Below are 21,795 nucleotides of genomic sequence, written 5' to 3'. Positions count from 1 at the left end.
GCAGCCCCGGAATCCCGCGGGTGTGAGATGTGTCCGGGCTCAGGTCCAGCGGAAGAGCTTGCCTGCGCCCCAGCCGAGCGCGGCGGTCCAGCCGAGCAGCACGACGACGGAGAACGGCGGCACGGCACCGTCGAGCAGGGCGCCACGCATCGCCTCGCCGAGCGCGCCCGACGGCAGCAGGAGCGCGACGTGCTCGAGCGGGCCGGGGAGCTGGTCGGCCGGGACGAGGACGCCACCGCCGACGGTGAGCAGCACGAGCACGAGGTTCGCCACCGCGAGCACGCCCTCGGCGCGCAGTGTCCCGGCGAGCAGCATCGCGAGCGACGTGAACGCCGCGGTCCCGAGCAGCACGGCGAGCAGGGCCGCGGGGATCCCCGCGGGGTCGGGCTGCCAGCCGAGCGCGAGCGCGACCGCCGTGATGACGACGACCTGCACGACCTCGACCGCCAGGACGCCGAGCACCTTGCCCGCCAGAAGACCGCCGCGGCCCAGGGGAGTGGTCGACATGAGGCGCAGGACGCCGTTGCGCCGGTCGAACGCCGTCGCGATGGCCTGCGACGTGAAGGCGGTCGACATGACGGCGAGGGCGAGGACACCGGGCGTCACGAAGTCGACGCGCGTCGCGCCGCCCGTGTCGAGGTCGACGAACGAGGTGAGCACCAGCCCGAGCAGGAGCATCACGGGCAGGATGATCGTCACGAGGAGCTGCTCGCCGTTGCGCAGGATCATGCGCGTCTCGAACGCCGTCTGCGCCACGACGCGGCGCCAGGCCGGCGCGGCGAGCTCGGCGGCCTGGGCCGGGCTCTGGCCCACAGCGTCCGGCGTGGTCGGGGTCGTGCTCATCGCAGGTGCCGTCCCGTGAGGTCGAGGAACACGTCCTCGAGCGTGCGGCGGCCCACCGTGACGCGCGAGGCGAGGACGCCACGCGCGGCGAGCCACGTCGTCAGCGCCACGAGCGTCGCGGGGTCGGCGGGGCCGGTGAGCGTGTAGGAGCCGGGCTGCGGCTCGGCGAGGATCCACGACCCGGGTACGGCCGTGCTGTCGGGCACGTGGACCGCAGCGTCGGCCAGCGCCGCGCGGAGACCGCCGAGGTCGAGCGCGGGCGTGGCCTCGAAGCGGACCGTGCGGTCGGCCTCGCCGTCGGCGCCGGTCTCGAGCAGGTCACGCGTGGCGCCTGCCGCGATGACCTTCCCGTGGTCGACGACGTACACGTGGTCGGCGAGGTCCTCCGCCTCGTCCATGAGGTGCGTCGTGAGGACGATCCCGACGCCCTCGGCGCGCAGCTCGCGCACGAGCTCCCACACGGCGTGCCGGCTCTGCGGGTCCATGCCCGCGCTCGGCTCGTCGAGGAAGACGACCTCCGGCCGGCCGACGATCGCCGCGGCGAGCGCGAGCCGCTGCCGCTGCCCGCCCGACAGCCGGCGGACGGTCGTGCGGGCGAAGCTCTCCAGCCCCAGACGCTCGGTGAGCTCGTCGACGTCGCGCGGCCGCGCGTACATCGACGCGACGTGCCGGAGCATCTCCAGCGCGCGCACGCCCGTCGGGAGCCCGCCGTCCTGGAGCATGACGCCGACCCGGGGACGCAGATCGCGCGCGTCGGTCAGCGGGTCGAGCCCGAGCACCTCGACGCGCCCGGCGTCGGGGGAGCGCAGGCCCTCGCAGCACTCGACCGTCGTGGTCTTGCCGGCGCCGTTGGGGCCGAGCACCGCGGTGATCGCACCGCGCTCGGCGGTGAGGGACACGCCGTCGACGACGGCACGACCGTCGTAGCGCTTGACGAGGTCGTGCACGAGCACGGCGGGGGCGGGCACCCGGCCGATTCTAGGGGGCGGGCCTGCCGCGCACGGCTCCCGCCCGGCCCGGACCGCACGGGTGTCGCGTACGCCACATCTCGAGGCCCCAGGGGGTGGTCTGAGGGTCGCCTTGCTTGCGTTCGGGCAATTAGGGAACAACCATGTTGTCTATATCGGTTCCAGATCTGTCACCCCGTGTCAGGCCGCGCCATGCGTACGCGCGCCCACGGGACGAACCACGGGAGGTGAGCATGGCCGCAGGATCCGTCCGACCGGGTGCGCTGCGCCCCGCCACCCCCGCAGGCGGGCAGCCGGTCGTGCCTGCCGCCGACGTCGACCGCCGCACGCGCGAGCGCGTGCTCGAGCTCGTCGCGTCTGCCGGTCCCGTGAGCGCCGCCGACCTCGCCGCCACGCTCGGGCTCACCCCTGCGGCCGTCCGCCGCCACCTCGCGCTCCTCGAGGAGGACGACCTCGTCGCCGTGCACGACGCCGGGCACCCCACCGGGATGCGCGGCCGCCCCGCGCGGCGGTACGTGACGACGTCGGCCGGGCAGGGCGAGCTGAGCGGCACCTACGCCGACCTCGCGACGCAGGCGCTGCGGTACCTGCGCGACGTCGCCGGGCCGGGCGCCGTCGAGCGCTTCGCCCAGGACCGGCTCGCCGAGCTCGCCGACCGCTACGCGGGCCGGCTCGACGCGGACGACGTCGAGGGCCGCGCGGCCCAGCTCGCGGCGGCGCTCGCGGACGACGGGTACGCGGCGAGCGTGCGCCCCGTCCCCGGCACGTCCGCGGTGCAGCTGTGCCAGGGCCACTGCCCGGTGCAGCACGTCGCCGAGGAGTTCCCGCAGCTGTGCGAGGCGGAGGCGCAGGTCTTCGCCAAGCTGCTCGGCTCGCACGTGCAGCGCCTCGCGACCCTCGCGACGGGCGCGCACGCCTGCACGACCAACGTCCCCGTCCGGGCGCGCGGCCGCCCGACGTCGGGCGAGACCTGACCCGAGGGGCGCACCTTCGCCCCGAGGCACGCACGACATCCCCCGCAAGGACCTTTGTACCGACTGCCCCCGCCCGCACACGACGGACAGTGGAAGGACGACCATGAGCGCTCCCACCCAGGACGCCACCGGCACGGCCCAGCCGACCGGTGAGAAGCAGACCGACGACGAGATCATCGCCTCGATCGGTGCCTACGGATACGGCTGGCACGACAGCGACGCCGCCGGCGAGGCCGCGCAGCGCGGCCTGTCCGAGGACGTCGTGCGCAACATCTCGGCGCTGAAGAACGAGCCCGAGTGGATGCTCAAGACGCGGCTCAAGGCCTTGCGCCTCTTCGACAAGAAGCCGATGCCGAGCTGGGGCTCCGACCTCACGGGCATCGACTTCGACAACATCAAGTACTTCGTGCGCTCCACGGAGAAGCAGGCCGCCTCGTGGGACGACCTGCCCGAGGACATCAAGGAGACGTACGACAAGCTCGGCATCCCCGAGGCGGAGAAGCAGCGCCTCGTCGCGGGCGTCGCCGCGCAGTACGAGTCCGAGGTGGTCTACCACCAGATCAACGAGGAGCTCGAGCGTCAGGGCGTCATCTTCCTCGACACGGACACCGCGCTGCGCGAGCACCCGGAGCTCTTCCAGGAGTACTTCGGCACCGTCATCCCGTCGGGCGACAACAAGTTCGCCGCGCTCAACTCCGCCGTGTGGTCGGGCGGGTCGTTCGTCTACGTGCCGCCGGGCGTGCACGTCGAGATCCCGCTGCAGGCCTACTTCCGCATCAACACGGAGAACATGGGCCAGTTCGAGCGGACGCTGATCATCGCGGACGAGGGCTCGTACGTGCACTACGTCGAGGGCTGCACCGCGCCGATCTACTCGTCCGACTCGCTGCACTCGGCGGTCGTCGAGATCATCGTCAAGAAGAACGCGCGCGTGCGCTACACGACCATCCAGAACTGGTCGAACAACGTGTACAACCTCGTGACCAAGCGGGCGACCGCGGCCGAGGGCGCGACGATGGAGTGGGTCGACGGCAACATCGGCTCCAAGGTCACCATGAAGTACCCGGCGATCTACCTGCTCGGCGAGCACGCGCGCGGCGAGACGCTCTCGATCGCGTTCGCGGGCGAGGGCCAGCACCAGGACGCCGGGGCGAAGATGGTCCACGCGGCGCCGCACACGTCGTCGTCCATCGTGTCGAAGTCGGTCGCGCGCGGGGGTGGCCGCACGTCGTACCGCGGCCTGGTCCAGGTCCTCGAGGGCGCCTCGCACTCGGCCTCGACCGTGCTGTGCGACGCGCTGCTCGTCGACCAGATCTCCCGGTCCGACACCTACCCGTACGTCGACGTCCGCGAGGACGACGTGTCCATGGGGCACGAGGCGACGGTCTCGCGGGTGAGCGAGGACCAGCTGTTCTACCTCATGTCCCGAGGCATGGAGGAGACCGAGGCGATGGCCATGATCGTGCGTGGGTTCGTCGAGCCCATCGCGCGCGAGCTGCCCATGGAGTACGCGCTCGAGCTCAACCGCCTCATCGAGCTGCAGATGGAAGGGTCCGTCGGCTGATATGACCACCACCACCATTCCCGAAGAGGCCGGTCTGACGACCGACCACTCGCGCGCGCAGGCCGACGGGGCGCACTCCCACGGCGTCGTGCCCCAGGGCTCGCGCGCCGAGCGGCTCACGTCGTTCGACCTCGCCGACATCCCCGTGCCCTCGGGGCGCGAGGAGGAGTGGCGCTTCTCGCCCGTCGCACACCTCGCGCCGCTGTTCGACGACAAGCTCGTCGGGCAGAGCGGCGGCGGCGACGTGCGCGTCACGGTCGTCGAGGCCCCCGAGGTCGAGGTCGCCATCGTCGGTCGCGACGACGAGCGGCTCGGCACCGCCGGCAAGCCGGGCGACCGCACCGCCGTCACCGCGTGGAACGCGTTCGAGCAGGCCACGGTCGTCACGGTGCCCAAGGAGGCCGTCGCGTCCGACGTGACGTCCGTGCGCGTCGAGGGTCACGGCTCGACGCCGACCGCGAGCCACGTGCTCGTGCGCGCCGAGCGCCACTCGGAGGCCGTCGTCGTGCTCGACCACGTGGGGACCGCGACGCTCAACGAGACGGTCGAGATCGTCGTCGAGGACGGCGCGCACCTCACGGTCGTGTCGGTCCAGGACTGGGCCGACGGCGCCGTGCACGCGTCGTCGCACCGCGCCCGCATCGGGCGCGACGCGCGGCTCAAGCACGTGGTCGTGACCCTCGGCGGCGACGTCGTGCGCATCACCCCGGACGCGACGTTCACGGCCGAGGGCGGCGACGTCGAGATGGTCGGCCTCTACTTCGCGGACGCGGACCAGCACCAGGAGCACCGCCTGTTCGTCGACCACGCCGTGCCGCGCTGCAAGTCGCGCGTCACGTACAAGGGCGCCCTCCAGGGCGAGGGCGCGCACGCGGTGTGGGTCGGCGACGTGCTCATCCAGGCCGAGGCCGAGGGCACGGACACCTACGAGCTCAACCGCAACCTCGTCCTCACGGACGGCGCGCGCGCGGACTCCGTGCCGAACCTCGAGATCGAGACGGGCGAGATCGAGGGCGCGGGTCACGCGTCCGCGACCGGCCGGTTCGACGACGAGCAGCTCTTCTACCTCCAGGCCCGCGGCATCCCGGAGGCCGAGGCGCGCCGCCTCGTCGTCCGCGGCTTCTTCGCGGAGCTCATCCAGGAGATCGGCGTCGCGTCGGTCGAGGAGCGACTGCTCGAGGCGATCGAGCGCGAGCTGAGCAAGTCCATGTCGATCATCGACGGGAGCGCCGAGCCCGCCGAGGCGACGGCGTGACCGCACAGCCCGCCTGCACGACGTCCGACCTCGGCCCGGAGGAGGCCCTCCGCGTCGAGCTCCCGGCCGAGGACGGGCGGGTCGTCGAGGTCGCCGTCATCCGTGACGGCGACGGCGACTGGCACGCGATCTCGGACATCTGCTCCCACGGGGCGGTGTCCCTGTCGGACGGCGAGGTCGAGGGCTGCTTCGTCGAGTGCTGGCTGCACGGCTCGCAGTTCGACGTACGGACCGGCATGCCGACCGCGCTGCCCGCGATGCGGCCGGTGCCCGTGTACCCGGTGACGGTCGACGGCGAGCAGGTGCTCGTCGACGTCGACCGCGTCGTCGCTCCCACCTGACCCACATCCTGAACCGGCGCGCCGAGCGCGCCCCACGGCTCACCAGAACCTCTTGGAGAAGAACCAGATGTCCACTCTCGAGATCCGCGACCTGCACGTCAGCGTCGACACCAAGGAAGGGCCGAAGCCGATCCTGCGCGGCGTCGACCTGACGATCGGCAGCGGCGAGGTCCACGCCATCATGGGCCCCAACGGCTCGGGCAAGTCCACGCTCGCCTACTCGATCGCGGGCCACCCCAAGTACCAGGTCACCGGCGGCACCGTGACGCTCGACGGCGAGGACGTCCTCGCGATGAGCGTCGACGAGCGCGCCCGCGCGGGCCTGTTCCTCGCGATGCAGTACCCGGTCGAGGTCCCCGGCGTCTCCGTGTCCAACTTCCTGCGCACCGCGAAGACCGCGATCGACGGCGAGGCCCCCGCGCTGCGCCACTGGGTCAAGGACGTCAAGGGCGCCATGGAGCGCCTGCGCATGGACGACTCCTTCGCCGAGCGCTCGGTCAACGAGGGCTTCTCCGGTGGCGAGAAGAAGCGCCACGAGATCCTCCAGATGGAGCTCCTCAAGCCGAAGTTCGCCGTCCTCGACGAGACCGACTCGGGCCTCGACGTCGACGCGCTGCGCATCGTCTCCGAGGGCGTCAACCGCGTCCACGGCGCGACCGACGCGGGCATCCTGCTCATCACGCACTACACGCGCATCCTGCGCTACATCAAGCCGGACTTCGTCCACGTCTTCGTCGACGGCAAGGTCGCCGAGGAGGGTGGCCCGGAGCTGGCCGACCGCCTGGAGGAGGAGGGCTACGACCGCTACCTCTCCGGCGCCGTCGAGTCCGCCTCGGCCGCCTCGGCCTGAGCGGTCGCACCACCTCTGAGGAGACGACCATGACGACCACCGCGCACAGCTCCCCCCTGACGGCGACCGAGCTCGCCGCAGTGCGGGCGGACTTCCCGCTGCTCGAGCGCACCGTGCGCGGTGGTCGTCCGCTCGTCTACCTCGACTCCGCGGCGACGTCGCAGAAGCCGCAGGTCGTCCTCGACACCGAGGTCGACTTCTACGAGGAGCGCAACGCGGCCGTGCACCGCGGCGCGCACCAGCTCGCCGAGGAGGCGACCGAGGCGTTCGAGGACGCCCGTGCCGACGTCGCGGCGTTCGTCGGGGCGCGCCCGGGCGAGATCGTCTGGACGTCCGGCGCGACGGCCGCGATCAACCTCGTCGCGTACGGGATCTCGAACGCGACGCTCGGCCGCGGGGGTGAGGCGGCCCGCCGCTTCGCGCTCGCGCCGGGCGACGAGATCGTCATCACCGAGGCGGAGCACCACGCGAACATCGTGCCGTGGCAGGAGCTCGCCGCCCGTACAGGCGCGGTCCTGCGCTGGTTCGAGGTGGACGACGACGGGCGCGTGCGCGTCGAGGACGCGCCGACCGTCATCACGGAGCGGACCAAGATCGTCGCGTTCGCGCACGTGTCGAACGTGACGGGCGCGATCACGCCCGTCGAGCCGATCGTGGCCCGGGCGCGCGAGGTCGGGGCACTCACCGTGCTGGACGCGTGCCAGTCCGTGCCGCACCTGCCGGTCGACCTGCCCGCGCTCGGCGTCGACTTCGCCGCGTTCTCGGCGCACAAGATGCTCGGGCCCACGGGCGTGGGCGTGCTCTACGGGCGGCGCGAGCTGCTCGAGGCGCTGCCGCCCGTGACGACCGGCGGGTCGATGATCGAGGTCGTCACGATGACCGAGTCGTCGTACATGGCGCCGCCGCAGCGGTTCGAGGCGGGCACGCAGGCCGTCGCGCAGGTCGTCGGGTTCGGCGCCGCGGCGAAGTACCTGCACGAGCTGGGCATGGACGGCGTCGCGGCGCACGAGCACGAGCTCGCGGCCGAGCTGCTGCGCATCGCGGAGATCCCCGGCGTGCGGATCATCGGCCCGCGCGAGCCGGCTGACCGGCTCGCGGTCGTGTCGTTCGTCGTGGACGGCGTGCACGCGCACGACGTCGGCCAGGTGCTCGACGACGCGGGCATCGCCGTGCGCGTCGGTCACCACTGCGCCCAGCCCCTGCACCGCCGCTTCGGGATCGCCGCGACCGCGCGCGCGTCGGCGTCGGTGTACACCACGCGCGAGGACGTCGACGCGTTCCGGGAAGCACTGGCCGGGGTCCGCGCGTTCTTCTCGGTGGACTGAGAGAGGACCCGATGAGCTCGATCGAGCAGATGTACCAGCAGGTCATCCTCGACCACGCGAAGACCCCGCACGGCCGGGGCCTGGTCGAGGTGGCGGACGGCGCGGCGAGCGGCCAGTCGCACCAGGTGAACCCCACGTGCGGCGACGAGGTGACGCTCCGCGTCGAGCTCGCCGACGGCACCATCGACCGCGTGAGCTGGGAGGGGCAGGGCTGCAGCATCTCGCAGGCGTCCCTGTCCGTGCTCACCGACCTCGTGACGGGGCGCCCCGCCGCGGAGGCCGAGCACCTCGGCGACGTGTTCCGCGAGCTCATGGGCTCGCGGGGCAAGGGCCTCGACGACGCCGCGGAGGACGAGCTCGGTGACGCCACGGTGTTCACGGGCGTCTCGCGCTACCCTGCACGGATCAAGTGCGCCCTGCTCGGCTGGGCCGCGCTGCGCGACTCGCTCGTCACCTCGGGCGCCCTGAACCCGCTGGGCGACGCATCGACCGCACTGGCTTCCGACGCGGCGCTCGCCGCGCGGGGAACGACGGAGGAGAACCGATGACCACCGAGACCGGCGCGCCCGCCGAGGGCGCCACGCCGAGCCCGCCGAACGTCGCGGACGTCGAGGAGGCGATGCGCGACGTCATCGACCCCGAGCTCGGCATCAACGTCGTCGACCTCGGCCTCGTCTACGGCATCCAGATCGACCAGAACAACCACGCCGTCATCGACATGACGCTCACGTCCGCGGCGTGCCCGCTGACCGACGTCATCGAGGACCAGTCCGCGCAGGCCCTGGAGGGCCTCGTCGACGGCTTCCGCGTCAACTGGGTCTGGATGCCGCCGTGGGGCCCGGAGAAGATCACGCCCGACGGCAAGGAACAGCTCCGCGCGCTGGGGTTCAACGTCTGACGACCCGCCCCCTGCCGACCGACGCCGCGTCCCCTCCGGGGCGCGGCGTCGTGCTGTTCGGAGCGGTGCGGCGGGCGTTCACGGCCCGAGGGCGCTCCGTCCGGGGGCGCCGCTGCTCACGATCCGATTGCGATCCTTCCGGTGCGTTGACGAGGAAGGTCCTGAGTGTTGGGATATGTGCGCCCACACCACTTTTCGGAGGATGACGTGACACAGCAGGACCAGACCGGCGCGGGCGGTTCCCCGCGGCAGGTGCGCTATCGCGGCCGGCACCTCCCGATGGTCGCCGTGGTCATCGCGGCGACGATCGCCACCGCGCTGGCGTACAGCGGCATGGTCCTGTTCGGGCTCGAGGTGGCGCACATGTCGCCGCTCGAGGCGTACGGGCTGGCGGGCTTCCTCGAGATCAGCCTCGTCGCCGTGGCGCTCATGGCGCGCAACGCGGCGCTGGAGGGGCGCCCCTACGGCGTCCTCCTCGCGCTGACGTGGGTTCTCTCGGGGACGTCGGGCCTGTTCGCGGCGCTGCACGAGATCGCCGTCCCGACGGCGAGCACCCCGTACATGGTGGTGTTCCGGTTCGTGCCACCGCTGGTGGCCGCGCTCATGTGGCACCTCGCCCTCGTGGGGGAGCGGCACATGGTGACGGGCCACACGCTCGAGGAACGTCGTCGTGAGCTGCGCGTCCACGGCTACGTCTCCGCGCTGGAGCAGTGGCGCGACGCACGGGCCGACAGCGCGGGCTCGCCGGCAGACCTGCGCAAGGTCCGCGCCGCGCACGAGCGGCAGCGATCCGCCCGTGACGCCGCCCTCAAGCTGCTGACGGTCGAGGACTTCGAGCGCCGTATGCAGGTCTGGGTCGACCGCCTGGAGGCCGCGGAGCGCCACGGCAACCGGCTCGACCTCATCGGTGCGAGCTCCGTGAAGCGGGGCACCGCGCGAGGGTCGGCCGACGCCGCGGGGCCGACCGAGGTGACGGCGGTCGTCGTCCCCCGGACCACCACGGCCGCCGCGACGCTCGTCGAGACGCACCGCCAGGAGACCCTCGCGGTGGAGTCGGCGCGCGACGCCGAGGACCGCACGGAGACCCCGACGCCCGTCGAGCGGGCCCGCGAGCTTCCCGCCGCCGAGCAGAGCCAGGAGAGCGCGGCCGCCGTCGCGTCGGCTGAGGCGCCCTCCGTCGAGCGGGACGTCGAGCCGGAGCTGGAGCCCGAGACCGAGCCTGTGCGCGAGGCGAACGACGAGAAGCCGTACGTGCCCGAGACGGCGTTCGAGGCGCTCCCCGATCTCGAGGCGCGGGTGAAGGAGCTGTTCGGGCGTCCGCTCCCCTGGGACCAGCCGGCTCCGGAGGAGGGCAGCGCGGCACCGGTCGTCGAGCCCCCCGCCGTGACGGGCCACACGCGGCGCGTCGAGGTCTTCGACCTCGTGGGCGGCACGAACGGCGCGCAGGCCGCGGCGACCGAGGCGGACGACGCCTCCCTCGGCGAGGACCCGACCGCGGAGCGCGACCGTCGCATCGTCGAGCTCGCCCGCCAGGGCATGAACCAGCGCGAGATCGCCCAGAGGGTCTCGGCGTCGCGCTCCACCGTGAGCCGCGTCGTGCGCCGCTACGAGGACCAGCGGCCCGTGGCGGACGAGGACCGCGAGCTCGCGAACGCCTGACGCACGGGGTCGCGCACGGCCGCCCGGCCACCGTGGCCGACGTCCGACGCGCCCACCTCACGACGTCGCGTCCCTGTCCCGGGGGCGCGACGTCGTGCCGTCCTCACCGCGCTGGAGCGCGCACGTGATGGCCTTCGATGGGGGTACTGGGGACCTTGGTCCCAGACGGCTGATGTGGTCAGACCACCTCCCCTAGGGTCGGGAGCAGGGCACCGGTCGCACCCGGACCGGGGCCTCGACGCAGCCCCGCCTCTCGAAAGTGCTCCCCGTGGCCTCCCTCACTCACTCCCCGTCGGACGCGGTCGCTCACGCCGCCGGTGGTCCCCTGGACGGCGACCGGATCGTCGTCGTCGGTGCCGGCATGACGGCGCACCGCCTGGTCGCGGGCCTGCGCTCGCGCGACCCCGAGGGCGGCTGGTCGCTCACGGTGATCGGCGACGAGCCGCACGAGCCGTACGACCGCGTGCACCTGTCGGAGTGGTTCGACGCGCGCGACGTGCAGGCGCTCACGCTTGACCGCGGCGTGTGGGACGACCCGCGTGTCACCCTCGTCACCGGCGACGCGGTCGCGTCGCTCGACCGCACGGCGAGCGTCGTGACCACGCGGTCGGGCCGCCAGGTGCACTACGACCGCGCGGTGCTCGCGACGGGCTCGTGGGCATGGACCCCGCGCGCGGAGGGCACGGACCTGCCGGGCCTGTTCACCTACCGCACGCTGGACGACGTCGAGCGGCTGGCCGAGTGGGTGCGCCTGCGCGAGCGGACGCTGGGCCGGGCGGTGCGCGGCGTCGTCGTGGGCGGTGGCGTGCTGGGCCTCGAAGCCGCGGCGGCGCTCCAGCGCCTGGGCGCCGAGGCCACGGTCGTCGAGTTCGCCGACCGGCTCATGAGCGTCCAGCTCGACCAGGGCGGCGGCGAGATGCTGCGCCTGCTCATCGAGGATCTCGGGGTGACGGTCCGCACGGGCGCGGGCGCGCACCGGTTCCTGCCCGCAGGCGACGGGTCCGTGGGCTCGGTCGAGCTCACCGACGGGTCCGCGCTGCCGACCGACGTCGTCGTCTTCTCCGTGGGCATCCGCCCGCGCGACCGCGTGGCGCGCGAGGCGGGACTGGCCATCGGCGAGCGCGGCGGCGTCGTCGTCGGCGAGGCGTGCCAGACCTCCGACCCGGGCGTGTGGGCGATCGGCGAGTGCGCGTCGGTCGACGGCGTGTGCGCGGGCCTGGTCGCGCCGGGGAACGACATGGCGGACGTCGTCGTCGACCGCTTCCTCGGTGGCGAGCGCGTGCACCGCCGCGCCGACGACGGTACGAAGCTCAAGGGCGTGGGCGTCGAGGCGGCGTCGTTCGGCGACGTCAACGCGGTGAGCGCGGGCGCGCTCGAGGTCTCGTTCGTCGATCCGATCCACCGCCGCTACCGCAAGCTCGTGCTCTCCGACGACGCGACGACGCTGCTCGGCGGCGTGTTCGTCGGCGACATCGAGCTCTACTCCGCGCTGCGGCCCCTGCTCGGCCGCCCGCTCGGCGCCGATCCCGCCGCCGTCATCGCGCCCGACGGCGAGGGGCTGGCGGACACCGAGCTGCCCGACGAGGCCGTGGTGTGCTCGTGCAACAACGTCGACGCCGGGACGGTCCGCTCGGCGGTGACCGAGCACGGGTGCCGGACGATCGGGCAGGTCAAGGACTGCACGACGGCCGGCACGGTGTGCGGGTCGTGCGTGCCCGCGCTCACCAAGCTGCTCAACACGGAGCTGTCCCGGGCGGGCGTGACGGTCTCGGACGCGCTGTGCGAGCACTTCGCGATGTCCCGAGCGACGCTGTACCGGATCGTCCGCGAGGAAGGGCTGCGCACGTTCTCCGAGGTCGTCGCGGCGCACGGGACGGGCCGCGGCTGCGCCGTCTGCCGCCCGACGGTCGCGTCGATCCTCTCGACGCTGCGCCGCGGCCACGTCCTGGAGGGCGAGCACGCGGCGCTGCAGGACACCAACGACCACGTCATGGCGAACCTCCAGAAGAACGGCACGTACTCGGTGATCCCGCGGATGCCCGGGGGAGAGGTGCGCGCGGACCAGCTCCTGGAGTTCGCGAGGGTCGCGGACGACTTCGGGCTCTACGTGCGCGTGACCGGCGGCCAGCGGCTGGCGATGTTCGGCGCGCGGCTCGACCAGCTCCCGGAGATCTGGCGGCGCCTGACGGCCGTGGGCTTCGAGTCCGGGCACGCGTACGGGAAGTCGCTGCGCACGGTGAAGACGTGCGTCGGGCGCACCTGGTGCCGGTTCGGCGTGCAGGACTCGTCGGCCATGGCGGTCCGGCTCGAGCTGCGATACCGCGGGCTGCGCTCGCCGCACAAGATCAAGTTCGGCGTCTCCGGCTGCGCGCGCGAGTGCGCCGAGGCGCGTGGCAAGGACGTCGGCATCATCGCGACCCACAAGGGCTGGAACCTCTACGTCGGCGGGAACGGCGGCGCGCAGCCCGCGCACGCCCAGCTCCTCGCCGAGGACCTCGACGACGAGACCCTGGTCCGCTACGTCGACCGGTTCCTCATGCTCTACGTCCAGGAGGCCGACCGCCTGCAGCGCACGGCGCCGTGGGTCGCGGAGCGCGCGGGCGGGCTGGACGAGCTGCGGCGCGTCGTCGTCGAGGACTCGCTCGGGATCGCGGACCAGCTCGAGGCCGCGATGGCAGAGCACGTGCGCGACTACGAGGACGAGTGGGGCGCGACGCTCGCCGACCCGGCCAAGCTGCGCAAGTTCACGCCGTTCGTCAACGCGCCCGAGGCGGTCGACGGCGACCTCGCGTTCGTCCCCGAGCGCGGCCAGGTCCGTCCCGCCGACGAGGGCGATACCGTCGCCTACCCCGACCCGCGCGCCGCCCGAGACGTCGCGCTCGTCGCGGCGCGTGCCGAGCTGGAGGACGCCCGATGAGCACGTTCGTCGACATCTGCGCGCTCGACGACCTCGACCCCGAGCGCGGGGCCGGCGCGCTCCTGGGCGACACCCAGATCGCGGTCTTCCGGCTCGCCGACGGCACCGTGCGCGCCGTCCAGCAGCGGGACCCGTACTCGGGCGCCAACGTCATGTCGCGCGGCCTCGTCGGCACGCATCGCGTCACCGGCGACGACGGCGCGGAGCGTGACGTCGACACGGTCACCACCCCCATGCTCAAGCAGGTGTGGGACGTCGACACCGGCGAGGTGCTCGACGCCGGGGGCAAGGACCGCAGGCCGCTGGCGGTCTTCGCGGCGCAGGTGCGCGACGGGCGCGTCCTGGTCGCCGGCACGCCCACGGAGCGCGCACCCGCACCGGCGCGCTGACCGGCAACCCCGCGTGCGGGCACCGCTCCGGCGGCAAGCGCTGGGCGCGACGACACGCCCCCGGCGGTTCCGCGCCCGGTCCGCGGCGGTCGCCTAACCTGGCGCCATCCCGTCAGCAGGCGCGGACCACGCGCCGCGCGTCGCAAGGGAGCCGCGGGTGCGCGTCCTGCTCGTCATCGACCAGTTCGAGGATCCCACCAACGGGACTACCGTCTCCGCGCGTCGCTTCGCCGTCGCCCTGCGCGAGCGCGGCCACGAGGTGCGCGTCGCGTGCTGCCGAGGCGCGGCCCGCGCGGGTGACGCCGACCCTGGGGCATCCACGGACGACGTCGTGCACTACCGGCTCGAACCGCTCGGCGTCCCGGGCTTCGACCGGGTGATCGCGGGCCAGGGCTGGGTCCTCGCCAAGCCCGACGACGACGTGCTGCGCGACGCCCTGGGCTGGGCCGACGTCGCGCACGTCATGTCGCCGTTCTGGCTCGGCTCCCGGGCCAAGCGGCTCGCGGACGAGCTCGGCGTCCCGTCCACCGCCGCGTTCCACGTGCAGCCCGAGAACGTGACGTACAGCCTCGGCGTGGGACGGGTCGGTCCGCTGAACGACCTCGTGTACGCGGTGTTCCGGCTGTTCTACGACCGGTTCGGGCACGTCCACTGCCCCAGCCGGTTCATCGCCGGGGAGCTGCGCGACCACGGCTACCGGGCGGCCCTGCACGTCGTGTCGAACGGCGTCGACCCGGGGTTCGTCCCCCGCACGCTGCCGAAGAGCGCCGACCTGGCCGGACGGTTCGTCATCACCATGACGGGACGGCTGTCGCGCGAGAAGCGGCAGGACGTGCTCCTCGACGCGGTACGGCGATCCCGGCACGCCGACCGCATCCAGGTCGTGCTCGCCGGTCGCGGGCCGCTCTCCGAGCGGTACGCCCAGCAGGGCGCGACGCTGCCGCACCCGCCGCGGATCGGCTTCCTCACCCAGGACGAGCTCTGGGACGTGCTCGCGACGAGCGACCTCTACGTGCACGCCGCCGACGCGGAGATCGAGGCGCTCGGCTGTCTCGAGGCCGTCGCGACCGGCCTCGTCCCGGTGATCTCCGACTCCCGCGCGTCGGCGACCGGACAGTTCGCGCTCGACGAGCGCAGCCTCTTCCGCGCCGGGGACGCCGCAGACCTCGCGCGCGCGATCGACTACTGGATCGAGCACGACGACGAGCGCCTCCGTATGGGTCCGGCCTACGCCGAGGTCGGCCGGGAGCACGCGCTCGACGTGTGCGTCCCGCAGATCGAGGAGATGCTGCGCCAGGCGGTCGTCGAGGGAGGCGGCTCGGCGGACCCCGCGCCGGTCGACCGGGACGACGCCGCGGGCCGGGAGCCGGGGCGCTCGCATGAGCGCTGACAGCGCTCGGCCCGCGACGCCGCGGCTCTGGAGCCGTTTCGACGCGGGGTTCTTCGATGTCGCCATGGCCGTCGTGCGGTGGTACGGGTGCGTCGTCCACGGGTTGCGGGTCACGGGTCGCGAGCACCTCACCGGCGAGCGTGGTGGGGTCGTCACGGTCGCCAACCACGTGCACTACCTGGACGGCCCGTGGGTCGCCGGCCAGTTCCGCGGCCGGCGCGTCGCCGTCGTCTCGCAGCCCTCGAACTTCCACCTGCCCGTGGCGGGTGTCCTGGTCAGCCACCTGCTCGCGGTCCCGCTGCCCCGCGGGCCGGGAGAGCTCTCCGCCTTCGAGGGACGGGTGCGGCGGACCGTCGACGCCGGTCAGGGCGTCCACTTCTTCCCCGAGGGCGAGCTGATCATGTACGACACGACGCTGCGGCCGTTCCGGCGCGGCGCGTTCGTGTACGCCTGCCGGCTCGGGGTGCCGGTCGTGCCGATGGTCTTCACGTACGGCCGACGGCCCTGGTGGCGCCCGCGGCCGCCGATCCGGCTGGCGATCCTGCCCGCCGAGCGTCCCCGCGGCGCCGCTCCGGCCGACGTCGGCGAGCTCCTCGCGCGCTGCCGGACGGCGATGGAGTCGGTCGCCGCAGGGGCTCCCGACGACGCGGTCCGGCGGTGACGACGTCCGGGCCTACAATCGCTCGTCCCGGCAACGACGCCGGCAGCACCACCGAAGGAGTCCCGACACCCATGCTCGCCGCGTGGGGCGCGCTCGCCCTGCTCACCCTCGTCCACCTCGCCGCGCAGCTCGCGGGCGCCTCGACGCTCGCCGACACGTCGCAGTGGTTCCTCATGCCCCTCGTCGCGGTCTGCCTGTGGCTCGCGACGCGACGCGACGGCGACGGACCGGCCCGGCGCTCGCGGCTGGTCCGCCTCACGCTCGTCGCGCTGGGCTTCTCGTGGCTCGGTGACACGGCGCCCGATCTCGCCGACGGGGACGCCGCGTTCCTCGTCATGGTGGGGTTCTTCCTCTGTGCCCAAGTGACGTACGCCGTCGCGTTCTGGCCCTACTGCGCGGGGTCCGTCCTGCGCCGTCCGCTCGCCCTCGCGCCGTACCTGCTCGCGTTCCTCGTCCTCGTCGCGGCATGCGCTCCGGGCGCCGGGTCGCTCCTCGTCCCGGTCGTCGTCTACGGCGCGTGCCTCGTGCTGATGGCCGTGACGGCGACGGGTGTCGACCGCCTCGCGGCGGTCGGCGGCGCGGTGTTCCTCGTGTCCGACGCGCTCATCGCGCTGAACGCGTTCGCGCCCTGGTACGCCCTGCCCGCCCACGGCTTCTGGGTGATGCTCACCTACGTCGTCGGGCAGGTGCTCCTCGTCCTCGGCGTGCTCCGGCGGGAGCATGCCGCAGCGGTGCCTGCGGAGGAGAAGGGCGGCGCCGCGTGGGCGTCGACGTGACGCCCGACGGTCGTCGCTGAGCGGGTCCTCGTGCCTCGAGCGAGCGGACGACGTGCGCGGGCGTGCCGACGACGACGGTGCGTGCGGGGACGTCCCGGGTGACGACGGAGCCGGCCCCGACGACGGCGTCGTCCCCGAAGGTGACGCCCGGGAGGACGGTCACGTTCGCGCCGAGCCACACGTTGCGGCCGAGGACGACGCTCGCGGGGTGCAGGTCGGCGCGTCGGGCGGGGTCGAGGTCGTGGTTGAGCGTCGTGAGGACGGCGTTGTGCCCGATGAGGCAGCCGTCCCCGACGACGATGCCGCCCTGGTCCTGGAACCGGCAGCCGGAGTTGATGAAGACGTCCCGGCCGAGGGCGAGGTTCTTGCCGAAGTCGGCCGTGAAGGGCGGGAAGAGGGTCACGGACTCGTGCACGGGCCGGCCCGTCAGCTCTGCGAGGAGCTCGGCGACGCGTTCCGGCGCGTGGTAGGCACCGTTGAGCTCGCCGACGACCGCCGAACGTCTCGATGCCCGCCTGCTCGGGCGTCACCCGGGCCCGGCGGCTCATGAGGAACTCGCGCACCTCGGAACGGTTGTCCATGGCCTCCACGTCTTTCACGGTACGTCGGGACGACGGCGCGCGGCGCGGGCGGGCGGCACCCCCACGCCGCGCACGCCCGGTCCGAGCGTCCCGCCGGGCAGAACGTGACGATCGTCTTGAGGGACTCGCGGCGGTCCATCGCGGCGTAGCCGTCGGACCCGAAGCCGACCGGCGTGTCGTCGTACTGCGGGACGCCGACCCGGCTGATCACGCCCCCGGCACGCACGACGCCGTAGGACTGCTCGTAGGCGGGCATGTGCCCGACGGCCTCCAGCACGACGTGGCTGCCCAGGCCGCCGGTGAGGTCCAGGACCTGCTGGATCCCCTCTGCGCCGCGCTCGGCGACGACGTCGGTCGCTCCCCACTCACGCCCCAGGTCGGTCCGTGCCGTGTGGCGACCCATGAGGATGATGCGCTCGGCGACCATCTGCCGTGCGGCGAGCACGGCGGACAGCCCGACCGCGCCGTCGCCGATCACGGTGACGGTCGTCCGCGCGGACACGCGCGCCATGTGCGCCGCGTGGTACCCGGTGAGGTACACGTCCGAGAGGGTGAGCAGCGACGGCAGGAGCGGGCTCGCCTCGTCGACGTCCGGCACGGCGACGAGGCTGCCGTCCGCGAGCGGGATGCGCGCGAGCTCGGCCTGCTGGCCGCCCACGTCGCCGGGGTTGCCGTAGAAGCCGCCGTGCGGGCACGCGGTCTGGAAACCGTCGCGGCACACGGCGCACGTGTTGTCCGACCACGCGAACGGCGCGATGACGAGGTCGCCCGGGCGGACGGTCGTGACGGCCGACCCGGTCTCCTCGACGACGCCGAGGAGCTCGTGGCCGATCGGGACGCCCTGGTCGGTGTGCGCCAGGGAGCGGTACGGGTGCAGGTCGGAGCCGCAGACGCACGCGCGCACTGCGCGCACGATCGCGTCGGTCGGCTCGACGAGCGTCGGGTCGGGGCGGGTCTCGACGCGGACGTCGCCCGCGCGGTAGATGACGGTGGCCTTCAAGGAGCTCTCCGTTACCGGTGGGAATCTGGTGCGCTCACCATTCGACACCGGGCTCGCAGCCTCCTGGGAGTCCCGCTCCAACAGGGTTCTGGCAGTACTTGGTTCGCAGGTGGTGACGAGGATCCGCGAGCGGGAGCCTCGGCCGGCGTCTGGACGCCGGACGGGCTCAGCGCGAGGTCGCCGGATCTCCACGGCCGACACGCCCGGCGAGACGCGGCGGGCTGTCGGGGACCGAGCGCGCGATCCGGTCGACGCGCCGCAGCGGGTCAGGGATGCGCCCGTCGCCGGGAAGGTCCGTGACCAGCCGTGCGGCGGAGCCCAGGTCGATCCCTGCCGCCGTGACGTGCAGTGGACGGGCACTCGCGCCCCGCAGGACCTCGGCGGCGTGCGTCGCGGACCGGAACGGCGTCTTGGCGACACCGACGACCGTCGGAACGGTGCCCGACCGCACCACGTGCGCGCCCAGACCCGGTGTCCCGTCCGGGTCGAGCGTCACGTAGCCGTCGATGATCAGCAGGTCGAGCGCGGGTACCTGCGTGAGGACCTCGAGCAGCGGCGGGAGCTCGCGCTCGAAGAACCGTCCGGGCACGTAGGGCTCGACGGTCGGGACCCAGACCGTCCGCTCGTCCAGGACGTCCCGGAAGGTCGGGTCTGCCGCGACCACCACCGCGGCGTTCGCTCCGCCGTCCGGCGGGTAGTGGACGTCCACCGCAGCCGAGAGGCCGAGACCGGCGTAGGGGTTGTCCGATCGTGTCGCTGGGGCGTCCACCGCGGGACTCAGCCCACCGCCGTGATCGGCGACGCGAGCGGCGTGCCCGAGCCGTCGCGGCGCTGGTCGACCTCCGGCAGGTCGACGGCCTGGCCGCCGGAACCGGTCGCACGCGCGGGACCCTGCCCGACCCACGCGAGGATCAGCGCGTCCTCGCCCTTGAGGAACCGCTGCGCCCGGACGCCGCCGGTGCCGCGACCCTTGCCGGGGTAGAGCTCGTACGGCGTGACCTTGCCGGCCCCGGTCTGGGTGCCCGCGAGGGCGTCCGACGACCCGGCGACGGTGACGACGACCCCCAGGTCGCGCACGTCGGCCGGTACGACGCCGAAGAACGCGACACGGTGGCCGACCGCGAGCCGGATCCCGGCCATGCCGCCGGCCGCGCGCCCCTGGGGCCGCACGGCGGACGCGTCGAAGTGCAGGAGCGACGCGTCGGTGCTGACGAACACGACCTCGTCCGCGTCGGTCGCGGGGGCCGCGCCGACGACGGTGTCGCCGTCCTTGAGGCCGATGACCTCCCAGTCGTCGCGGTTGTTCGGCACGTCGCCCGGGATGACGCGCTTGACGACGCCCTGCGCGGTGCCGAGCGCGAGCGGGGGAGCGTCGGCGTCGAGCGACGCGATCGTCACGGCCTCCTCGCCGGGCTCGAGTCCGACGACCTCGCTGAGCGGCACGCCGCCTGACAGGCTCGGCGCGTTGTCGGTCGGCGGCAGCGCGGGCAGGTCGAGCACGGACACGCGGACCATGCGCCCGCGGCTCGTCACGAGGCCGACCTCGCCGCGCGCCGTCGTGCGCACGACGGCGCGCAGCACGTCGTGGGCCGCGCGGGGCCCGGTGCGCGCGGGCTCGGTCTCGTCGCTCGTGCGCGCGAGCAGGCCCGTCGCGGAGAACAGCGCCCAGCAGGGCGTGTCCGCCACCTCGAGCGGCACGGCCGCGGTCGTGGTCGGCGCGGCACCGGCGGACTCCAGGAGGATGGTGCGGCGCGGGGTGCCGTACGTCTTGGCGACGTCCGCCATCTCGCCCGAGACCACGGCCCGGAGCCTCGCGTCGCTGCCGAGGATCTCCTGAAGCTCCTCGATCTCGCGGCGCAGGGTCTCCTGCTCCTTCTCGAGCTCGATGCGGGAGAACTTGGTGAGGCGGCGCAGCTGGAGCTCGAGGATGTACTCCGCCTGCGGCTCGGACAGGTCGAACACCGTCTGGAGGCGCCCGCGTGCCGTCGCGGTGTCGTCCGAGGACCGGATCACCTGGATGACCTCGTCGATGTCGACGATCGCGATGAGGAGGCCGTCCACGAGGTGGAGCCGCTCGGACCGCTTGCGCAACCGGTAGGCCGAGCGTCGGCGGACCACGTCGATCCGGTGGTTCACCCAGACCGTGAGCATCTCGCGCAGGCCGAGCGTGCGCGGCTGACCGTCGACGAGAGCGACGTTGTTCATGCCGAACGAGTCCTCGAGCGGCGTGAACTTGTAGAGCTGCTCCAGCACCGCCTCGGGGTTGAAGCCCGTCTTCACCTCGACGACGATCCGCAGCCCGTGCTCGCGGTCCGTGAGGTCGGTCGCGGCCGTGATGCCCTGGATCTTCTTCGTCTTGACGCCCTCGGCGATCTTCTCGATCACCTTCTCCGGCCCGACGAGGTAGGGAAGCTCGGTGATGACGATGCCCTTGCGGCGCGGCGTGAGGTTCTCGACGCGAGCCGTGGCGCGCGTGCGGAACGTGCCGCGGCCGGTGCGGTAGGCGTCGCGGACGCCGTCGAGCCCGACGATCTTGCCGCCCGTCGGAAGGTCGGGACCGGGGACGAACCGCATGAGCGCGTCGAGGTCGGCGTCCGGGTGCGCGACCAGGTGGCGCGCCGCGGCGACGACCTCGACGAGGTTGTGCGGGGCCATGTTGGTCGCCATGCCGACCGCGATGCCCGACGCGCCGTTGACCAGCAGGTTGGGGATCGCCGCCGGCAGCACGTCGGGCTGCTGGAGCTTGTTGTCGTAGTTCGGCACGAAGTCGACGACGTCCTCGTCGAGACCTGCCGTCATCGCGAGCGACGGGGGAGCGAGGCGCGCCTCGGTGTACCGGGAGGCGGCGGGGCCGTCGTCGAGCGTGCCGAAGTTGCCGTGCCCGTCGACGAGCGGGAGCCGCAGCGAGAAGTCCTGCGCGAGACGCACGAGCGCGTCGTAGATCGCCGCGTCGCCGTGCGGGTGCAGCTTGCCCATGACCTCGCCGACGACGCGCGCCGACTTCACGTGCGCGCGGTCGGGGCGCAGCCCCATGTCGGCCATCATGTAGAGGATGCGGCGCTGCACGGGCTTGAGGCCGTCGCGCGCGTCGGGCAGGGCGCGGGAGTAGATGACGGAGTAGGCGTACTCGAGGAACGACGTCTCCATCTCCGCCTGGACGTCGACGTCGACGATCTTCTCGTTCACCTCGGCCGGGTCGAGCGAGGGGGTCGAGGACTTGCGCGCCATGGGCCTGCGGGCTCCTGCCGTTCGGTGCGCCGCGAGGGCGCGGGATCTGTGCCGACGTGCGCCGGCGGGACGTGCTGCGGTTGCGTGCCGCACGCGAGGGTACGCCAACCGTCCGACACGCCGGTCACGATGCCGTCGAGGACCATTGTCCTCCCCGGTGGGGCCGGGGTGGCGCA

Annotated in this window: 19 protein-coding genes and 1 pseudogene; 14 read left to right on the top strand and 6 right to left on the bottom strand. The window is 73.3% G+C overall.

What is annotated here, in order from left to right; all coding sequences use genetic code 11:
* Nucleotides 1-39: 39 nt before the first annotated feature.
* Both AC6CH9_RS06075 and AC6CH9_RS06070 read right to left on the bottom strand, forming a co-directional pair.
* A complete protein-coding gene (locus tag AC6CH9_RS06075; protein WP_498154094.1) occupies nucleotides 40-843 on the bottom strand; it encodes an ABC transporter permease in 804 nt (267 codons plus the stop codon).
* Entirely contained in the window at nucleotides 840-1,811 is a 972-nt protein-coding gene (locus AC6CH9_RS06070; protein WP_498154093.1) for an ABC transporter ATP-binding protein, read from the bottom strand. The genes AC6CH9_RS06075 and AC6CH9_RS06070 overlap by 4 nt, the downstream gene beginning before the upstream one ends.
* A gap of 233 nt (nucleotides 1,812-2,044) precedes the next feature.
* Here AC6CH9_RS06070 and AC6CH9_RS06065 point away from each other — a divergent pair, with 233 nt between their 5' ends.
* From AC6CH9_RS06065 to AC6CH9_RS06000, 14 genes are all read left to right on the top strand, one after another.
* Nucleotides 2,045-2,785: a helix-turn-helix transcriptional regulator gene (locus AC6CH9_RS06065; protein ID WP_498154092.1), complete on the top strand. Its 741-nt coding sequence runs from the start codon at nucleotides 2,045-2,047 to the stop codon at nucleotides 2,783-2,785.
* A 103-nt stretch (nucleotides 2,786-2,888) separates the two neighbouring features.
* The gene (gene sufB / locus AC6CH9_RS06060; protein WP_047234318.1) at nucleotides 2,889-4,349 is read left to right on the top strand and encodes a Fe-S cluster assembly protein SufB; all 1,461 of its coding nucleotides are present in this window, start codon (nucleotides 2,889-2,891) and stop codon (nucleotides 4,347-4,349) included.
* A 1-nt stretch (nucleotide 4,350) separates the two neighbouring features.
* On the top strand, nucleotides 4,351-5,604 hold the full coding sequence (gene sufD, locus AC6CH9_RS06055) for a Fe-S cluster assembly protein SufD (RefSeq protein ID WP_498154091.1): 1,254 nt from the start codon (nucleotides 4,351-4,353) through the stop codon (nucleotides 5,602-5,604).
* Nucleotides 5,601-5,945 carry a non-heme iron oxygenase ferredoxin subunit gene (locus tag AC6CH9_RS06050; protein ID WP_047234320.1) on the top strand — a complete coding sequence of 115 codons (345 nt, stop codon included), beginning with the start codon at nucleotides 5,601-5,603 and terminating at the stop codon, nucleotides 5,943-5,945. Before sufD ends, AC6CH9_RS06050 begins: the two co-directional genes overlap by 4 nt.
* A gap of 67 nt (nucleotides 5,946-6,012) precedes the next feature.
* The gene (sufC, locus tag AC6CH9_RS06045) at nucleotides 6,013-6,795 is read left to right on the top strand and encodes a Fe-S cluster assembly ATPase SufC (protein ID WP_498154090.1); all 783 of its coding nucleotides are present in this window, start codon (nucleotides 6,013-6,015) and stop codon (nucleotides 6,793-6,795) included.
* Nucleotides 6,796-6,824: 29 nt separating this feature from the next.
* Nucleotides 6,825-8,120 carry a cysteine desulfurase gene (locus AC6CH9_RS06040; protein WP_498154089.1) on the top strand — a complete coding sequence of 432 codons (1,296 nt, stop codon included), beginning with the start codon at nucleotides 6,825-6,827 and terminating at the stop codon, nucleotides 8,118-8,120.
* 11 nt (nucleotides 8,121-8,131) lie between these two features.
* Complete coding sequence (gene sufU / locus AC6CH9_RS06035) at nucleotides 8,132-8,668, top strand: Fe-S cluster assembly sulfur transfer protein SufU (protein ID WP_498154088.1); 537 nt, start codon at nucleotides 8,132-8,134, stop codon at nucleotides 8,666-8,668.
* Complete coding sequence (locus AC6CH9_RS06030) at nucleotides 8,665-9,018, top strand: metal-sulfur cluster assembly factor (protein WP_498154087.1); 354 nt, start codon at nucleotides 8,665-8,667, stop codon at nucleotides 9,016-9,018. Before sufU ends, AC6CH9_RS06030 begins: the two co-directional genes overlap by 4 nt.
* A gap of 207 nt (nucleotides 9,019-9,225) precedes the next feature.
* Nucleotides 9,226-10,677 carry a helix-turn-helix domain-containing protein gene (locus tag AC6CH9_RS06025; protein WP_498154086.1) on the top strand — a complete coding sequence of 484 codons (1,452 nt, stop codon included), beginning with the start codon at nucleotides 9,226-9,228 and terminating at the stop codon, nucleotides 10,675-10,677.
* 268 nt (nucleotides 10,678-10,945) lie between these two features.
* Nucleotides 10,946-13,594, top strand: a complete 2,649-nt coding sequence (gene nirB / locus AC6CH9_RS06020; protein WP_498154085.1) for a nitrite reductase large subunit NirB — start codon at nucleotides 10,946-10,948, stop codon at nucleotides 13,592-13,594.
* Nucleotides 13,591-13,983, top strand: a complete 393-nt coding sequence (locus tag AC6CH9_RS06015) for a nitrite reductase (NAD(P)H) small subunit (protein ID WP_498154084.1) — start codon at nucleotides 13,591-13,593, stop codon at nucleotides 13,981-13,983. The genes nirB and AC6CH9_RS06015 overlap by 4 nt, the downstream gene beginning before the upstream one ends.
* A gap of 157 nt (nucleotides 13,984-14,140) precedes the next feature.
* A complete protein-coding gene (locus tag AC6CH9_RS06010; protein WP_498154083.1) occupies nucleotides 14,141-15,373 on the top strand; it encodes a glycosyltransferase in 1,233 nt (410 codons plus the stop codon).
* Between the two features lie 64 nt (nucleotides 15,374-15,437).
* The gene (locus AC6CH9_RS06005) at nucleotides 15,438-16,034 is read left to right on the top strand and encodes a lysophospholipid acyltransferase family protein (RefSeq protein WP_498154082.1); all 597 of its coding nucleotides are present in this window, start codon (nucleotides 15,438-15,440) and stop codon (nucleotides 16,032-16,034) included.
* A 71-nt stretch (nucleotides 16,035-16,105) separates the two neighbouring features.
* Entirely contained in the window at nucleotides 16,106-16,810 is a 705-nt protein-coding gene (locus AC6CH9_RS06000; protein WP_498154081.1) for a lysoplasmalogenase, read from the top strand.
* Here the strand turns inward: AC6CH9_RS06000 and AC6CH9_RS05995 are convergent.
* The 4 genes and pseudogenes from AC6CH9_RS05995 to AC6CH9_RS05980 form a co-directional block, all read right to left on the bottom strand.
* Complete coding sequence (locus AC6CH9_RS05995) at nucleotides 16,701-17,213, bottom strand: DapH/DapD/GlmU-related protein (protein WP_498154080.1); 513 nt, start codon at nucleotides 17,211-17,213, stop codon at nucleotides 16,701-16,703. The two genes, AC6CH9_RS06000 and AC6CH9_RS05995, sit on opposite strands and share 110 nt — an antisense overlap.
* 341 nt (nucleotides 17,214-17,554) lie before the next feature.
* Nucleotides 17,555-18,391: pseudogene (locus tag AC6CH9_RS05990) on the bottom strand (alcohol dehydrogenase catalytic domain-containing protein); the annotation flags it as partial.
* Nucleotides 18,392-18,557: 166 nt separating this feature from the next.
* A complete protein-coding gene (locus AC6CH9_RS05985) occupies nucleotides 18,558-19,160 on the bottom strand; it encodes an endonuclease V (RefSeq protein WP_498154079.1) in 603 nt (200 codons plus the stop codon).
* 8 nt (nucleotides 19,161-19,168) lie between these two features.
* The gene (locus AC6CH9_RS05980) at nucleotides 19,169-21,619 is read right to left on the bottom strand and encodes a DNA gyrase/topoisomerase IV subunit A (RefSeq protein WP_498154078.1); all 2,451 of its coding nucleotides are present in this window, start codon (nucleotides 21,617-21,619) and stop codon (nucleotides 19,169-19,171) included.
* Nucleotides 21,620-21,795 lie beyond the last annotated feature (176 nt).

This window comes from Cellulosimicrobium sp. GQ32 (assembly GCF_059758455.1).
The sequence above is the reverse complement of the archived record's forward strand: the minus strand, read 5'-3'. Positions and strand labels throughout refer to the sequence as shown.

Bases quoted from the DNA above. Each gene is read 5' to 3' on its own strand.
- AC6CH9_RS06075 (WP_498154094.1), bottom strand. From the start codon at position 843: ATGAGCACGACCCCGACCACGCCGGACGCTGTGGGCCAGAGCCCGGCC.
- AC6CH9_RS06065 (WP_498154092.1), top strand. From the start codon at position 2,045: ATGGCCGCAGGATCCGTCCGACCGGGTGCGCTGCGCCCCGCCACCCCC.
- sufB (WP_047234318.1), top strand. From the start codon at position 2,889: ATGAGCGCTCCCACCCAGGACGCCACCGGCACGGCCCAGCCGACCGGT.
- sufD (WP_498154091.1), top strand. From the start codon at position 4,351: ATGACCACCACCACCATTCCCGAAGAGGCCGGTCTGACGACCGACCAC.
- sufC (WP_498154090.1), top strand. From the start codon at position 6,013: ATGTCCACTCTCGAGATCCGCGACCTGCACGTCAGCGTCGACACCAAG.
- AC6CH9_RS06040 (WP_498154089.1), top strand. From the start codon at position 6,825: ATGACGACCACCGCGCACAGCTCCCCCCTGACGGCGACCGAGCTCGCC.
- sufU (WP_498154088.1), top strand. From the start codon at position 8,132: ATGAGCTCGATCGAGCAGATGTACCAGCAGGTCATCCTCGACCACGCG.
- AC6CH9_RS06030 (WP_498154087.1), top strand. From the start codon at position 8,665: ATGACCACCGAGACCGGCGCGCCCGCCGAGGGCGCCACGCCGAGCCCG.
- AC6CH9_RS06015 (WP_498154084.1), top strand. From the start codon at position 13,591: ATGAGCACGTTCGTCGACATCTGCGCGCTCGACGACCTCGACCCCGAG.
- AC6CH9_RS06005 (WP_498154082.1), top strand. From the start codon at position 15,438: ATGGCCGTCGTGCGGTGGTACGGGTGCGTCGTCCACGGGTTGCGGGTC.
- AC6CH9_RS06000 (WP_498154081.1), top strand. From the start codon at position 16,106: ATGCTCGCCGCGTGGGGCGCGCTCGCCCTGCTCACCCTCGTCCACCTC.
- AC6CH9_RS05980 (WP_498154078.1), bottom strand. From the start codon at position 21,619: ATGGCGCGCAAGTCCTCGACCCCCTCGCTCGACCCGGCCGAGGTGAAC.